Raw genomic sequence first — 17129 nt, forward strand, 5'->3', positions numbered from 1 at the left:
GAGCAGAAACAAGGTCTACATCATTGGACGCAATGGGCGTATATGATGCGTACCCTGTCTTTTGTTAGAACCCATGTGTTCTACCAGACGGAACGATTCGACCAAAGCAAGTTGTGTTCCTGGAACACACTATTTCCCCAACATGCTTTAACAGATGTTGAGAAAATAGGTTTGCGGCGGTTGGAGAGTAGAAAATCCTATGCTTAGTTGAATGAGCATGGGTTGCCTTTAGGGTGTCCTTATGGAACCCCCTTCCTCAAACATTCGTGAGAATGTTAGGTGGGGGTAGTTCAATTTTTAAATGAAGTAATGATGCTAAGAAATGTGTTACTAGCTATTCGCATGGCTTCTTCATTAAAATCAAACTTAGGATGATGATGCGGATAGAATATGCCGTCTGTTTTTGCGCCCGTGAAGAAAAAAGCCCCTGGTTTTTCTAATAAGTAATAACTAAAGTCTTCACCTGTCATCGATGGCCGGGTGAAAGAAGCCTCTGATACACCGGGTGTTTCTTTGGCAATGTTAATCACATATTCTGCTTCATCTTTATGATTAACAACTGGTGGATAACCTTTCATATAGTCAAAATCAATCGTAATGCCGTGGCGTGTTTCAAATGATTCAATAATAGCCGTCATTTCCTTAATGATTTGTTGTTGAATGCGTGGAGAAAAGGTGCGCACAGTTCCTTCAAGAGTGGCCTTTCCAGCAATAATATTAAAAGCATCACCAGCCTGAAACTTTCCGATACTTAATACAGCTGTATCGAGTGGATCAATACGTCTACTTATAATTGTTTGACATTCTCCAACAAGTGCACTTGCTATAATAATAGCATCTTTGGTGTCATGGGGCATAGCCCCGTGACCACCTACACCGTTAATCTCAATCGTAAATCGATCAGCTCCTGCCATAAATTCACCAGCTGTTGTCTGAATGGTACCAACCGGTAAGCTTGCCCATAAGTGTGTCCCAAAAACATAATCGACCCCTTCTAGCGCTCGGTCTTTAATCATTGCTGCCGCACCTCCCGGTGCAACTTCTTCAGCGGGTTGATGAATCAAAACAACTTTTCCTGATAAATGCTCTTTTTGTTGATGTAAGATCTTTGCGGTGACAAGCAGTGTAGCGGTATGGCCATCATGCCCACATGCGTGCATGACACCAGGAACAGTTGATTTATAATCCACGTCCTTTTGATCTTGAATAGGTAAAGCATCAAAATCAGCCCGAAGAGCAATCGTTTTACCAGGCTTTGTTCCTTTAATTGTCGCAACAATTCCGTGACCACCGATATGTCGTTGATAGTCAATGCCTAACTTGTCATAGTAGTGACAAATATAATCCGCCGTTTTTTCTTCATGAAATGATAATTCAGGGTGTTGATGCAAGTACCGTCTAATATGAACCATTTCATCGAAATGGGCCTCTGTTACAAAGCATTTTATTGTCATGTCACTCATCCTTATGTATGTTTTTCCCATTATAACATAATGGATAAATTTTCTGAATACGCTTTTAAGGTTATTGTTTTTCATTCAAATAAGTTTCATCTATAATGATAGAAGAAACTTATTTATATAGAAATGGGTGAAGTCAATGTCAAACCTACTAAAAACTGTTATTGCACTTATCATTATCTTATCTGGCTCCCTTTTGTTGTTAGAGAATCTCGATGTGTATGCTTTTAATCTTGATGATGTTTTCCCTTATATTTTAGCAAGCTTTTTATTTTTATTAGGTATCTATTTATTTATAAAGGGGCTACAAGGTTTTACCGGTTTATTTACAGGTGTTTTTCTAGCTGTTTATGGTGTTCTTGTATTTCTAGGACAACAAAACTTGATTGATTTTGATTTTGATGACGTGTTTGATTTATGGCCACTTATTCTTATTTTTATTGGTTTGTCCCTTCTTGGTGTTACTTCTAAAGTAAAAGAAAAGATGTGGAAGAGACAAGCGAAACAGCGGCGAACAAATCAAAAGAAACACTCAATTGGTGAAGAGCACCAAACAGGAGTGTGGCATGTGAAGCCAACGCACCGCTCCAATTTGTTTGGCCAACAGTTGTTTGATTTTACTGACGCAAAACTTGAAGAAGGAGAAACACCTTTTACTTTAACAGGATTGGCGGGAGAAATTATCATTGTATTACCTGAGGGGTTAGCTGTGAATCTTTATGCGGAAGTTATGGCGGGAGAAATTATGTTGTTTCAACAAAAAACAGAGGGCATCAACAAAGAAATGGTGTACGAAACAGATAATTATACTGAAGCAACACATAAATTGAAACTCAATATTCGCTTAAAATCTGGTTCCGTTCGTATTATTAAATCTTAATCCAATAAGCGTTCTTCTTTAGTCTTTGACGTCAGTATAATATAATCGTGTTGTAGATTTAATTAAGAGGGAAAGACGATGTGTTTTTAGTTTTTAAAAAAAGATGATAAAGAAAGTAAAGAGGAGCGACACCATGAATGATAGTCAGCAAGTAAAACGTATTTTGATGCAAACGAAACAGGTAGTTTTAAAAAGCCTGAAAGATGTCTATGTATGCATTACTAAATATGGGTGGTTAAAGTATCTCACTATAGGCATTGTATCGATAATTATATTGAGTAGTCTTGGTTTCTTCTTTATTATCTACGGTGGGGGCTTAATTGTTGATGAAAAGAAGATGGTTTTACCCGCAACAACGCATGTTATCACCGAGGCGGGTGATTCAGCAGGTAGGCTATATACAGAAAATAGGGTGTTAGTAGAATTATCGGATATACCTGAACATGTATTAACTGCATTTATTGCGACGGAAGATGAACGTTTTTATACACATGCTGGTGTAGACTTTCGTTCTGTTTTAAGAGCGTTATATAAGGATATTGTTGCCTTCGATAAAGTAGAGGGGGCTAGCACCATTACCCAGCAGTTAAGTAAAAATTTATTTCTTACCAATGATCAATCATGGATGCGTAAAACAAAGGAAGTTATGGCATCGATGTATTTAGAGCGACACTACTCCAAAAATGATATTTTAGAACTCTACCTAAATGAGTTGTATTTTGCGCATGGCATTCACGGTATTGAAACAGCAAGTCAATTCTTTTTTGGTAAATCTGTTGAGAATTTATCAATAGTTGAAGGCGCACTTCTTGCTGGAATGATTAAAGGTCCTAATATCTACTCGCCCTATATTAGTGAAGAAAACGCCCTAGTCAGACGCAATATAGTTTTAAATCAGATGCACCGGGTAGGCTACTTTTCTACAGAAGAATTACTAAGATTGCAAGGACAGGCACTCGGTGTGTCACCAAGACCAACGGACCCGTCGCCATACATTGATGACTATCTTGAAATTGTGATTCAAGAGGTTGAATCTAGGTTTAACATTACGCGCAGGGAATTACAGCGTGGTGGTTATACGATCACAGTTCATATGGATCCTATTATGCAAGAAAAGGCTTATCAACATGTAAGCAACGTATCATACTATGAAGCTTCCAATGATGATGTAGATGGCAGTGTTGTTATTGTGGATAGAGAAACGACTGGATTAAAAGCTGTGATTGGTGGTCGTGACTACAGCATTGGTCAAGATCATCATCAAGCCTTAATGAGTCGGCAGCCAGGGTCAGCTATTAAACCTTTGGCTGTCTATTCGCCAGCACTAGAAAATGGCTATCATCCCTATTCAATCTTAGTTGATGAACAACAAGATTTTAATGGTTATATGGTTAGGAATGCTAATCATCAATACATTGGAGAGATTTCTCTTGTAGACGCACTTGCTCAATCTAAAAATACAACAGCTGTCTCTGTACTAAATGATATAGGTATTGCGACGAGTAAAAAGTATCTAAATGATCTTGGTCTATCGACAAATGATGAAGGATTAGCGATTGCTTTAGGTGGGTTGTCCACTGGCTATACGCCTATTCAGATGGCCGCAGCTTACAATACTTATTTGAATGAGGGTAACTACCTTGTAGCAACAGCAATAATATCAATGATTGATCGAAATGGAAATGATGTTGAAGCACAAGTTCCTAAAGAGTACGAAGTGTTTAATAAACAGTCAGCGTGGTATACGTTAAATATGCTAGAACGTGTTATCTCAGATGGAACCGCTAGTGCCATTGACTATGAAGGTGCTTTAGCGGGAAAAACAGGGACCACTGAGCACGGAATAGTTGAAGGCGCATCAAAAGATGCGTGGTTTGTTGGTTTAACACCAGATTTTACGATAGCGACGTGGATAGGTTTTGATCAAAGTGATGCAGAGCGTTATTTAACTAAAGGGAGTTCACAAGCAGTAAATCTTTCAAACGCACTCTTATCTGACTTAAGTCACTCAATGGATATTTCTACTGCATTTAGACGACCGAGTAATGTCAATGATCTCCCAGAACCAGTACAATTGCCTTTAATCACAGATTTGAATGCATCTTTTAGTTTAGGAGGCTTTAATTTATTTAAAGCGAAATTAACCTGGACAGCATCAGTGGATAAGCGCATCATTTATCATATCTATGAGGTGACAGATGATGAAAGAAAGCTGGTGGGTAAAACAACAGGAGAAGGTTTATTTATTATTGATCGCCCCAATGTTCTAAGGGCGACCAGTTATTACGTTGAGCCTATTGATCCCCTAACAAATCAGGCGGGGAAACAATCAAACGCTGCTATGTTGTCGTTGTTTAATGAAAGGTAGCAAATCATAAAAAAGCTGGGAGGAAAAAATTGTGAAAGTAACTGTGATTGGTTTTTGGGGCGGCTACCCTGAGGAAGGTGAGGCAACCTCTAGTTATTTGATAGAAAAAGATAATTTTAAACTCTTGTTAGACTGTGGGAGTGCTGCTTTAAGTCAGTTGCCTAAATATACAGATCCATATGAGTTGGATGCGGTGATTTTAACACACTATCATAATGATCACATTGCTGATATTGGTGTTTTACAGTATTTTATGTTAGTGCAAAACGGCATTAGAGATAGTGACAAAACTTTGCCTATTTACGGCCATGGTCACGATAAAGAAGCTTTTTCCCGCCTGAATCATGATTTTACTAAGGGGTATATGTATGATCCGGATATCCCACTGGATTTAGGGCCATTTACTATTACTTTTTTGAAAACAGATCATCCCGTTACATGTTTTGCAATGAGAATTACAGATGGGCAAAGTACATTTGTTTTCACTGCTGATTCAAGCTATAAAGATAGCTTTATTCCATTTAGTAAAAAAGCAGATTTACTTATTGCCGATTGTAATTTTTATGATGGGCAAAACGGAAAAAAAGCCGGCCATATGAATAGCAAAGAGTGTGCTGTTCTTGCGAGAGAGGCAGATGTAAATACGTTAGTGTTATCGCATCATCCGCATTTTGGGGATAGAAAAAATCTAGTGACTCAGGCAGAAAAGTATTTCCGGGGAAATATTTTTCTGGCAAGTTCAGGTTTAGAATTCTATGTTGGTTGATTTTTACAGTGTGTTCTTTTAAAATAAAGTAAGTATTTACATTTTTCAAGGGGGATAAAATATGAAGTTCATTGATAATGAGGGCATCACTGATCCGTATATTAATTTAGCGATAGAAGAGTATGTATTAAATAACTTTGGCGAAAAAGATACATATTTGCTCTTTTATATTAACAAACCGTCTATAATAATTGGGAGAAATCAAAACTCAATAGAAGAAATCAATACAAAATATGTAGATGGAAATAATATTAAGGTTGTGAGGCGCCTCTCTGGTGGTGGGGCAGTGTACCATGATGAGGGGAATTTGAATTTTAGTTTTATTACTAAAGATGATGGTGAGAGTTTTCATAATTTCCAGAAGTTCACCCAACCAGTAGTTGAAGCGTTACATGGTTTAGGTGTGCCAGCCGAACTAAGTGGTCGAAATGATTTGCTTGTGGAAGGTAGAAAAATTTCCGGCAATGCTCAGTTTACTACTAAAGGGCGAATGTTTAGCCATGGTACTTTAATGTTTAACTCTGAAATTGAGAATGTCGTAGCTGCTCTTAATGTAAGTGCTGAGAAAATCAAATCTAAAGGCATTAAGTCTATTCGTAGTCGTGTAGCTAATATCGTTGAATTTCTTGCTGAAGAAATGACTATGGAAGAGTTTAAATCACACCTGTTGCGCCACCTTTTTAATGTGGATGATTTAAACAATGTCCCTAAATATAAGTTAACGGATGAAGATTGGAAAGAAGTTCATAAAATTTCAAAGGCGCGCTATCAAAACTGGGATTGGAATTTCGGTAAGTCACCGAAATTTGATATTCAAAAGTCGCACAAGTTTCCAGCTGGTTTGGTTGATGTTCGTATGGATGTGTCAAAGGGTCAAATCAAAAGTTGTAAAATATATGGAGATTTCTTTGGTGTGGGAGATGTTACTGTAATAGAAGAAGCACTCATCGATACTCGTTATCAAAAGGGAGCAATTCAAAAAGCTTTAGAAGAAATTGATGTGCCTCATTACCTAGGGAAAATTGCTAAAGAAGATTTAATTAATTTGATTTATTAAATACAAAGTAGGTAGCTTGGTAAGTTTCTTTGGCTACCTATTTTGGTCTAGCATAGTTGATCAAGTGATCTTTTGAGTCAATAAAGAATTCATGTGTTGGACGGTAGGTTATGAGCCCTCTTTTCATTAGTTTATGATAACTGACTTTTAAATAAGGGTCACCATGAATCACAGGTAATTCATTCGATAGTTGAATATATTGATCTACTGCTCGTTGGATGTAATCTAAATCCTCAGCGAGCTGCTTTTGATTTTCATCAAATATGTCATAAGTCTCTTTAGACATGTAGTATGTTTGGATTGGTCTAGCATTTAGATAAGGGGCTAATTTTTGATAGTTGATTGTCAAGTCATCATTGATCAATGTGGAAAGAGGAACTTCATTGGGTAAGTCGTTTATATACTGTCTAATGCCTTGCTTGAGTTCGTCAAGTGACATATCTTTTGTGGGATATATTTTTTTGTGTTTCTTCTTAAATGGGCGCCACATTTAGTCATCTCCTCTCATATTATTATTTATTTAGATTATACCAAAAAAACGCTTACAATAATATAATCTTTTCTGTTGTATTATTCAGAATTTTATTGCATTAAATTTGTTATCATGTATAATTTTAGTTGTTAGTAATTTTTTCTAAATATAATAACGAAAGGGTGTTTTGTTTGAATTGTGAAAAACGTTCCACTTATCAATTGTCAGACTCTACAATGGCACTTATTCCTACGGAAGTTGATGGAGTGTGGAGGACACTAATCTATGATGAAGACGAAGAAGCAACACTTCTTATTGAAGCGACTCCTAACCACCTCGTTAATGAGGCATGTCAAAACTACGGTGAAAAAATGATTTCAAGAATTGATGGCGCTAAGTTATTGTGTGATTTTAATAGTAAAGCTCCGATTGCCGTTAGTTCAGTCCACAACTTATTCTTCTTTCCTAATGAATCCCCTTCAAGCTCTTCATGCTCATGGTTTTCACACTCTCATATCAGAAAAATATTAGATGGCGATTACGGAGGTACTCGATTACTTTTTCGTAATGGTTTTGAACTATATGTTCCAACATCAAAAGGAATAATGAATAATCAAGTTTTTAAGACTGCTCAATATCGCTATATATTATCCGAACATTTAAGAAAAGGTCAACAAAAACAGGTGTTAGAAAATATTCTTAAAGTCTTTGGCGTATATAAAGATACTCCGTTCACATAAATTTTTCTACACTAGAATAAGTGTATTTAATTTAATCTTAAAATTGTAGTGTTTTTCAATGGTTTCTCAGAATGTATGGTTATATTAAATAAATATGTTCTTTTATTACTGGCATATACAACTATCCTAGTTGAAGAGACAAAAGTACCGCTAAATCAAAGCTTAAAGATTTTGATTTAGCGGTACTTTTGTCTCTTCAACTGCAATTCTGGCTTTGCACATATATCCAGAAATTTGTATGGCATAAATTTCTTCATAGCTATTAGTTGAAACTCTATCTTCTTTCTAATAGCTGGATTGAAAAAATCACGATGTTCTTCTTTATTGTCAAGTATAAGCATAAAAGAAGTGAAAACTTCATTTTTCTCTAAAAGTTGTACTGAAAGCTGTTTTCTTTTTATTTCTTTTTTTAAAAGGTGACGTCTATATTTCGCGATAGAAGATGTGTGATTAATAAATGCTATAAAAGTTTCTTGCAATTTAATATCTGTTGATTGACATAGGATTTGCAGTTCGGATTCTAAGACATCAATGGTAAAAGATAAAAAAATGTACTCTAATAATATATGATAAGAGTCTTCTGGTAATTGATGCATGATTAATTTCTCCTTATAAAGGGAATGTTAGTTCTTATTTTAGCAGGTCTTCATATAAAAGAAAAGTGTTATATTATATCAAAATTGGGGAATAAGTAACCATAGAAGTTATTAAGACGTCAAATATATAATGAAAAGGGGGAGTTCGATTTGTCACAACCACTGCCGGATTCAATTACATGGGAACAAGTTAGAGAGCTCCTCGAGGCTAGCCAATATGAAGAGTTATTAGAACGGTTACTATTCATCTATGAAGGTTTTGGTCCGTTACCGGGTATATTAATGCCATTCATAGAAGCATTATTACCTTTTATTCCTATTTTTGTTATCGTCATGGCTAATGCAGCTGCTTATGGATTATTGCGAGGTTTCTTTTATTCATGGTTAGGGGCTGTCTCAGGATCAATTGTTGTATTTCTTGTCATTAGACATTTTCGTCACGTGACTTTCCTTAAGTGGATCTATACAAATAAGCAGGTTAAACGCGTGACGAGTTGGGTAGAGCGCCATGGTTTTGGCCCGCTATTCATATTACTATGTTTCCCTTTTTCACCGTCAGCTATAATTAATCTTGTTTCGGCTATCTCTCGAGTAAGTTTTATTCAATTTTTTCTAGCGGTTGTCCTGGGTAAAATGGTTATGATTTTTTCCCTTGCTTATGTTGGCGATAGTATTACGTCATTTACAGAGAATCCAATAAGGACAATTCTTGTCGGTGTAGGAATTTCACTATTTTGGATTTTGGGTAAGTATATTGAAAAATTCTTATTTAAGAAGGGGGAAATTCACCCAGATGAGTATGAATGAGAGGTGACAGTAAATGAAGCATCTATACAAAAGTCAGGATTTTCATATGGTCAAAGTACTGATGTTTCTTCTCATTCTATTGTTGTTTTTGAAGAGTTATGTATTTACGGTTTTTATAGTTGATGGTCATTCGATGGAACCTACGTTATATAATCAAGACTTTATTGTTATTGACACATGGGGATATAATTATCGACCGGTGGAACGCTTTGATATTGTTGTATTTAGACGGAAAGATGGAACTTACTTCGTTAAACGAGTTATTGGCCTACCTGGCGAGGTAATCGATTACCGAAATCATATGCTATATATTAATGGTAATCCCGTAGAGGAAATACACTTAACGACGGATGAATTCAATATGATGGTAGATTTTTCACTTCATATGATTCAAGACGGTCGCAAAGTTCCGGAAAATCATTATTTCTTATTAGGTGATCATCGCTCACGTAGTTTTGATAGCAGGAATTTCGGTTTGATTCATGAAGCACAACTTACAGGACGTGTGATGATGAGTTATTATCCGACAATTAAATGGATAAATTAAGGTGGCTGAGAAAAACTTAAATAGTATCACACTAAAAAATACAAAAGAACAATACCGTCACATCAAGGGTTTTAACTTCTTGTTGTGACGGTATTTATATATTTAACGCGGTTATTTTAAATTACTTAATTTCTTAACCGGTTTGAGTGAGGCAACCGCTATTTGAGAATAACTTTTACAGAAAAAGGGTCGAATATATATCCTAAATAATACTGATAGTTTAGTAAGATATGTTAAAATAAGAACAAACACTCGTAAAAGAGAATGGGGTGACATAGTGGCAGTCAGATTTATTTTAGGTTCAAACACTACAACTAAAAGCCAAATGATAAGAGATGAAATAAGAACATTACTCAAACAAGCACCTGTTGGAAAACCAATTATCTTTATTGTCCCTGAACAAATGACATTCCAACAGGAGTTCCGATTATTAGAAGGGGATATTCGAGGCAGTATTAGAGCGCAGGTGCTTAGTTTTTCACGACTAGCCTTTAGGGTAATGGAAGAGACTGGTGGTGCAACAAAAAACATGATTACATCGACTGGTGTGCAGATGATGCTACGGAAGATTATTGAAGAGCGTCAAACAGACTGGTATATGTTTAATCAATCAATTGGAAAGAAAGGTTTTATTGAACAGTTAGAAGTATTAATAACGGAGTTTAAACGTTATAATATTTCTCCTGAGCACATCCATCAAGTTTATAATGAGGGAAATTTGACTAATGGTCTAAGAGAGAAGTTAGCTGATATTTATTATATATACCAAAATTTAACACATTCGCTTAGGGCGCGCTTTATTGATGGTGAAGATAGATTGCGCTTATTAGAGGAAAAAATACTAGACTCTGCTTATTTAAAAGATGCGACCATTTATATTGATGGTTTTCATCGCTTCACACCGTTAGAGCAAGCTGTTCTTACAAAACTTATGCACCATACGAAAGATATCACACTTACATTGACATTGCCTGAATCAAAAGTTGATTTAATCGAACCATTTGATATTTTCACACAAACAAAAGATACTTTTGATGAAGTGAAAGCTCTCGCAAAAGAAGCTGGGCAACAGGTAACAGTAATTCATGTACAAAAGACGGATGCAACAGGCTTTATTCAACATTTAGATCATGCCTTTGATATACGCCCTATTGCGCCACTAAATGGTCCAGTAGACTTAAAAGTTGCCTATGGTGTCCATCCGCGCGCCGAAGTAGAAGGAGTCGCACAAGAAATCTTATCACTGATTAGAGATGAAAAGTATCGCTACCGGGATATAGCCTTAATGTTAAGAGATGAGGGGTTATATCATGATTTAATTCGTACAATTTTTGATGACTACGGTATTCCTGTCTTCATAGATGAGAAAGAACCAATGCTCAATCATCCGCTTATTGAATTAATTCGATCATTGTTTGACGTTGTTCAAACAGAGTGGCGTTATGACAGTGTTTTTAGACTTCTTAAAACGGGGTTTTTCCCCGTAGGGGATGAGACAATACAGTTTGATGATGACGCAATTGATACATTAGAGAACTACGTTTTAGAGTATGGTATTAAAGGGCGTAAACGTTGGATAAGTAAAGAGTCTTTTTATTATCAACGCTTTAGAGGCTTTGATAAAAGGGTGAAGACAGATGAAGAAAGTGAAATAGAAGAATTAATCAATCGTTATCGTGAGCATGTTACACGCTACCTTAAACCTATTGATGAGAAATTAAGACAGAGCACATCAGTCCGTGAAAAAATGGTGGCGCTTTATGAATTCCTTGAAGCAATCAATGTCGATTTAACGCTTGAAGATTGGCAAGAGGCACTTGAACAAGCAGGAGAAATTAAAAAAGCACGTGATCAAGAACAAGTCTGGCAAGAAGTGCTGCGCTTATTTGATGAGATCGTTGAAATAATTGGTGATGAGAAAATGAAGACAGATACGTTAAAAGAAGTCATTGAAACGGGCCTCGACAGTCTGACGTATCAACACGTCCCACCAACATTAGATCATGTGATTGTCGGATCAATTGATCATTCCAGGATGCCTGATGCCGCTGTTAGTTTTTTAATCGGAGTTAATGAAGGTACGTGGCCTAAAAGACCAAATCAAGATACCGTATTAACAGAAGAAGAACGTCACATACTTCTAGACCAAGGTTTTAAACTTGCAGATAGTGAAACTGAGCAGTTAATTGATGACTGGTTTTATATTTATTTAGCTGTCACTTCACCAAAGAAAAAACTATGGCTTAGCTATGCATTAAGTGATACCGAAGGGAAAGCGAAGATGCCGGCTAGCTTAATTAAGCGGATGTATCAAATTTTTCCTGAGACAGCTGAGCAAATGATTCTTCAAGATCCTGAAGAGATGGTTGACCCACTTAGGTTCATTTCAACTGAATCAAAAGCACGTCAAGCCCTTACGGCACAACTGGCGAAATTTAATCGCTCTTATCCAATTAATCAGGTTTGGTGGAGTGTGTTTAATTGGTTTGTGAAAACGAAGCGACATGATGTGCTACTGTCAATGAAGCAGAGTTTATATTACAAAAATTTACCGACTAATTTAAAGCAATCGACGGTAGATGATATTTACCAAAAGAAAATAAAAACAAGTGTCTCACGAATGGAACAATATTATCAATGCTCTTATAAACACTTTGCGCAGTATAGTTTAAATTTAGAAGAACGAAAAACATATAAACTAGACGCGCCTGATATTGGTCAACTTTTTCACGAGGCATTAAAACAAATTACCGAGTGGGTACAAGTCGAAGAAAAGCAATTTGAAGACTTAAGTGAACATGAGGCAAGTCACTATGCAAAGCGCGTGATGGAAAAGTTATCGCCTGTTTTACAACATCAGATTTTGCATAGTTCAAATCGTTATCAATACATGAGCAAAAAACTAGAAACAGTGATTGGTCGAGCGACATTTATTTTAAGCGAACAAGCGCGTCGAACACGCTTTAGTCCGATTGGTTTAGAGGTAGGCTTCGGTTTACCAGACAGTCCACTAGCACCTGTTCGTACAACGTTAGCAAATGGTTATGAACTTATATTAAGAGGGAGAATTGATCGAGTTGACCAAGCAAAAGTAGATAATCAGCTTTATTTACGCATTATTGATTATAAATCTAGCAAGAAGAGTTTAGATTTAGTAGACGTCTATTACGGGTTATCGCTACAGATGCTTGCCTACTTAGATGTACTCTTACAAAATTCTGAGCACTGGCTTGGATTAAAAGCAACGCCAGCTGGGGTACTATACTTTCATGTCCATGACCAACTCCTCAGTCAACCCGATATTGTCCCATCAGATAAATTAGAACAAGAATTATTTAAACTGTATAAAATGCAGGGGTTACTCGTCGATGATCTAACTATTGTGCCATTAATGGATACAGCACTTGAATTTGGCAGTAGCCCTGTTGCACCATTTGAAATTAAAAAAGACGGTACACTTGGCAGCCGGTCGAAAACACGTAGTCTTGAAGATTTTGATCAGCTTCAAAAATATGTGAGAGAAAAAATTACCAATGCAGGTTTGAACATTTCTTCGGGTGATGTGTCATTAAATCCGTACCAAAAACAAAATCAAACGGCCTGTACGTATTGCCCGTTTAAATCAGTATGTCAGTTTGATCCATCATTGGATGAACATCATTACCGTACCTTACCTGATGTTGATGAAGAAACATTATTTCAAAGTTTAAGAGAACGGGGGAATCGCTAATGCCACAATGGACAGAACAACAAGAAGAAGCCATCTATACAAAAGGACAAGACATTTTAGTGGCAGCAGCCGCGGGTTCTGGCAAAACGGCTGTGCTCGTCGAGCGCATCATTCAAAAAGTCATTGATACAGAAGATCCTGTTAATATTGACGAATTGATGGTCGCAACATTCACGAATGCCGCAGCCCAGGAAATGCGGACCCGGGTACAACTCGCCCTTGACGTGGCTCTTGAAGACAATCCAACGTCGGATCATTTAAAAAAGCAAGCAACACTTTTACAACAAGCATCGATTTCAACGTTGCACTCGTTTTGTTTAGATTTAGTTAAACGTTATAGTTATAAATTAGATATTGACCCAGGGTTTCGGATTGCGAATGATTTAGAGGCTGATTTATTACGTCAAGAAGTGCTAGAAGATTTATTTGAGTATTGGTACAGTGAAGAAAATAAAGAACAAGCGGCCTTCTTTGATGTTGTCGACCGTTTCAGTAGCGACCGTCACGATCAAGATGTTGAAGCCATTATTTTAAAGCTAAATGACTTTGCGATGAAACATCCTTGGCCAACAGAGTGGTTAGATGAAGTTGTTGCTAATTATCAATTAAGTGAAGGGATAGAAAATAGTCCTTGGTTTAGTATTATTGTGGATAAAGTTACTGCTACACTCGAACAAGCAAATAAAGAAGCCGAGAAATGTCACGCAATCACACTTTTACCGGATGGCCCCTACCATTATGGAGAAGCCTATGACAGTGATATGTTGCTCATTAATAAGTTAATTGAAGCCAAAACTCGAGGGTGGGATGCTTTAGCTGAAGCGATGTCAGATATGAAGTTTAAAGCTCTCTCTAGGAAAAAAGTGGAATGCAATCCAGACCTAAAAGCACAGTGTAAAGATCACCGTGATCGCTTAAAGAAATTACTCACTGACTTAAAAGGTGATTACTTTACCCGTAGCTTGGTTGATCAGGAAAACGATATCCAATCAATGACACAAACCGTGCAAACGCTTATTAATCTTGTTAAAGCCTTTCAAGCTGGGTATCAAGAGAAAAAGAAAGAACGAGCCCTTGTTGATTTTAACGACTTAGAGCATTTTGCGTTGGCTGTCTTAATTGAAAAAACACCGACAGGTGTAGAGAAAACAGACGTTGCTCGTCAGCTTGAACGAAAGTTCACCGAAGTACTCATTGATGAATACCAAGATACGAATATGGTCCAAGAGACAATTTTACGGGCGATTACGAAAGAGCATCCTGGTAACTTATTTATGGTGGGGGATGTGAAACAGTCCATCTACCGATTCCGCCACGCGGAACCAAGTTTGTTTTTAAACAAGTTTAAAACATTTAAAACGACAGAATCCGCTGGACACCGGATTGATTTAGCTAAAAACTTCCGTAGTCGTAAACAAGTTCTTGATGCGACGAATTTTATCTTTCGTCAATTGTTAGATGAAACGGTTGGAGAAATGGACTATGATGATGATTCACAACTGATTTATGGTAATACCAATTATGACTTGCAAGTAAAATCGGATCCAGAAGCGGAACTCATCATTATCGACCGTGCCGCGCAAACAGCGATAGATGACGATCAAGATGACCTGCAAAAAGCGGAACTCGAAGCACGTGCGTATGCTGAGAAAATCAAACAATGGATTGGTCATGGAAAAAAAGAAGCGACACTTGTGTTTGATAAAGATACACTAGAGTCACGCCCCTGTCATTACCGAGATATTGTTATTTTACTGCGGTCATTAACCGATGCGCCGGTTATTATGGAAGAACTTAAAAAACAAGGGATCCCAGTTTATGCCGAACTCGATACGGGTTACTTAGAAGCCATTGAAATACAAGTCATGCTGAATGTGTTGAAAATCATCGATAACGCAAAACAAGATATTCCGTTTGCCAGTGTATTAAAATCACCCATTGTTGGTCTTAATGAAGAAGAACTTACCCAAATTCGTTTGACGAACCAAAAGGTGAGCTTTTATGAGGCAGCCAAACAATATACCCTCGCGCACAACGATAATTTGAAAGTGAAATTACAGCAATTTTTAGAGCAATTCACTGATTGGCGAATTCAAAATCGTACGCTCGACTTGTCGGCTTTGATTTGGTATATCTATCGCGATACGGGTTATTATGATTTTGTTAGTGGTATGCCAGGAGGGCGGCAACGCCAAGCGAATCTGCGCGCACTTTATGACCGGGCAAGGGGCTATGAAGAGACATCTTTCCGTGGATTATACCGCTTTCTCCGAATGATTGAGCGTATGGAAGAACGAGGGGAAGACTTAGGAGCTGCTCGGGCACTTGGGGAGAAAGAAGATGTCGTTCGGTTAATGACCATTCATAAGAGTAAGGGATTAGAATATCCGATGGTTATATTAGGTGCGATGGATAAACAGTTTAATAAACAAGACTTAAATGCCAAATACTTACTGCATAAAGATTTTGGTTTTAGTAGTAAATACATTGATCCTAATAAGAGGTTAATGTACCCAACACTGATGTACCGTGCTATCCGAGAACAAATGAAAAAAGAGCAATGGGCTGAGGAAATGCGTGTTTTATATGTGGCCTTAACTCGGGCAAAAGAAAAACTTGTAATGATTGGGGCCGTTCGTGACTTTAGTAAGAAAGTGAAAAAGTATCAAGAGGTCATTCCTCATGACCAAGATGTGTTACCGGCTGCCTTAAGGCTAGAAAGTCAGTCTTACTTAGACTGGGTTGCGATGAGTTTAGTGCGTCATGAAAGTGGTGAGGTATTAAGAGAAGAAGCGCCTGTTCAATATTCTTTAAAAGGTGACACGTCAAAATTTATTGTGCGTCAAAAAAATAGTGACGATTATCGAATAGAAGAACGCCAAAAGAATAAGCAGTCCATTGATCTTTTTGAACACTTAACGTCACAGACAGTGGTTGATGCAACGAGTAAAGAGTTAGATGACTTAGTTAGTGAAAGGTTGACTTATCACTACCCACATCACATGGCAACGACTCAACAAGCAAAACAAAGTGTCACAGAAATTAAACGCCGTAAAACAGAAAAAGACCCGTACGCGAGTGATCAATTCGTTAGACAATTACGTCCGTTTAAAAAAGAGCGTCCTCTCTTTATGCAGGAAGAAAAGGCACTTACTAAAGCAGAAGCGGGTACGGCGATGCACACGGTGATGCAGCATGTAAACTTTAAACGACAGTGGGATCAAACAAGTTTAGTTGAGTATTTAGCTGAACTAGAAGCAAAGGAAATTTTGACACATGAACAAGTTGACGCCATTGATGTGGGATATATACTTCGCTTTCTAGACCAACCCATTGTGAGTCGCATGAGGGAGGCAGAAGTGTTAGAAAGAGAAACCCCTTTTAGTTATATAGTTGACATCAGTAAAGTCGATCCATCTTGGCAAGGCACTCAGGAAGATGTCTTTATTCAAGGTGTGATTGACGTGTTATATAAAACCACTGATGGATGGGAAATCCTTGACTATAAAACGGATACCATTACCGGAAACGTGACTAAGAAAGAAAAACAAACGTTAGCGGAACGTTACCGTGTTCAATTAGACTTATATACGGAAGCCATTGAGGAGATTTTATCGATTAAAGTACACAGACGTCAATTGTATTTCTTCGATAAAGATCTACTAATGGAGTTGTAAAAAGATAATCACCCTATAGTCATGATTCA

Annotated in this window: 13 protein-coding genes; 10 read left to right on the plus strand and 3 right to left on the minus strand. The window is 37.2% G+C overall.

The features are described 5' to 3' along the window. Positions 1-207, plus strand: a 207-nt coding sequence (locus tag BM163_RS13885; protein ID WP_220083667.1) for a hypothetical protein, incomplete at its 5' end; no start/stop codon positions are given. An 83-nt stretch (positions 208-290) separates the two neighbouring features. Here BM163_RS13885 and BM163_RS09790 read toward each other — a convergent pair. Beyond that, on the minus strand, positions 291-1454 hold the full coding sequence (locus BM163_RS09790) for a M20 metallopeptidase family protein (protein ID WP_089802644.1): 1164 nt from the start codon (positions 1452-1454) through the stop codon (positions 291-293). A 145-nt stretch (positions 1455-1599) separates the two neighbouring features. Here BM163_RS09790 and liaF point away from each other — a divergent pair, with 145 nt between their 5' ends. The 4 genes from liaF (at position 1600) to lplA (ending at position 6531) form a co-directional block, all read left to right on the plus strand. Continuing rightward, on the plus strand, positions 1600-2340 hold the full coding sequence (gene liaF / locus BM163_RS09795) for a cell wall-active antibiotics response protein LiaF (protein ID WP_089802646.1): 741 nt from the start codon (positions 1600-1602) through the stop codon (positions 2338-2340). A gap of 133 nt (positions 2341-2473) precedes the next feature. Beyond that, on the plus strand, positions 2474-4708 hold the full coding sequence (locus BM163_RS09800; RefSeq protein WP_229675551.1) for a transglycosylase domain-containing protein: 2235 nt from the start codon (positions 2474-2476) through the stop codon (positions 4706-4708). A 31-nt stretch (positions 4709-4739) separates the two neighbouring features. Beyond that, positions 4740-5474: an MBL fold metallo-hydrolase gene (locus BM163_RS09805; RefSeq protein WP_089802648.1), complete on the plus strand. Its 735-nt coding sequence runs from the start codon at positions 4740-4742 to the stop codon at positions 5472-5474. Positions 5475-5535: 61 nt separating this feature from the next. Beyond that, positions 5536-6531, plus strand: coding sequence for a lipoate--protein ligase (lplA, locus tag BM163_RS09810; protein ID WP_089802650.1), 996 nt, complete (start codon positions 5536-5538; stop codon positions 6529-6531). Positions 6532-6568: 37 nt separating this feature from the next. Here the strand turns inward: lplA and BM163_RS09815 are convergent, their stop codons facing one another. Beyond that, entirely contained in the window at positions 6569-7021 is a 453-nt protein-coding gene (locus BM163_RS09815) for a DUF3939 domain-containing protein (RefSeq protein ID WP_089802652.1), read from the minus strand. A 173-nt stretch (positions 7022-7194) separates the two neighbouring features. Between BM163_RS09815 and BM163_RS09820 the strand changes: the two genes are divergently transcribed. Further along, positions 7195-7743 carry a competence protein ComK gene (locus BM163_RS09820; RefSeq protein ID WP_089802654.1) on the plus strand — a complete coding sequence of 183 codons (549 nt, stop codon included), beginning with the start codon at positions 7195-7197 and terminating at the stop codon, positions 7741-7743. 176 nt (positions 7744-7919) lie between these two features. Here BM163_RS09820 and BM163_RS09825 read toward each other — a convergent pair whose 3' ends face one another. Next, positions 7920-8339: a YhjD family protein gene (locus tag BM163_RS09825; protein WP_089802656.1), complete on the minus strand. Its 420-nt coding sequence runs from the start codon at positions 8337-8339 to the stop codon at positions 7920-7922. A 150-nt stretch (positions 8340-8489) separates the two neighbouring features. Between BM163_RS09825 and BM163_RS09830 the strand changes: the two genes are divergently transcribed. The 4 genes from BM163_RS09830 (at position 8490) to addA (ending at position 17100) form a co-directional block, all read left to right on the plus strand. Further along, positions 8490-9146, plus strand: coding sequence for a TVP38/TMEM64 family protein (locus tag BM163_RS09830; protein ID WP_089802658.1), 657 nt, complete (start codon positions 8490-8492; stop codon positions 9144-9146). Between the two features lie 13 nt (positions 9147-9159). Next, entirely contained in the window at positions 9160-9693 is a 534-nt protein-coding gene (lepB, locus tag BM163_RS09835) for a signal peptidase I (RefSeq protein WP_089802660.1), read from the plus strand. A 277-nt stretch (positions 9694-9970) separates the two neighbouring features. After that, entirely contained in the window at positions 9971-13423 is a 3453-nt protein-coding gene (gene addB, locus BM163_RS09840; RefSeq protein WP_089802662.1) for a helicase-exonuclease AddAB subunit AddB, read from the plus strand. Further along, complete coding sequence (gene addA, locus BM163_RS09845; RefSeq protein WP_089802663.1) at positions 13423-17100, plus strand: helicase-exonuclease AddAB subunit AddA; 3678 nt, start codon at positions 13423-13425, stop codon at positions 17098-17100. Before addB ends, addA begins: the two co-directional genes overlap by 1 nt. Positions 17101-17129: the final 29 nt, after the last annotated feature.

The sequence above is a fragment of the Halolactibacillus alkaliphilus genome (genome assembly GCF_900115465.1).
Taxonomy (GTDB): Bacteria; Bacillota; Bacilli; order Bacillales; family Amphibacillaceae; genus Halolactibacillus; species Halolactibacillus alkaliphilus.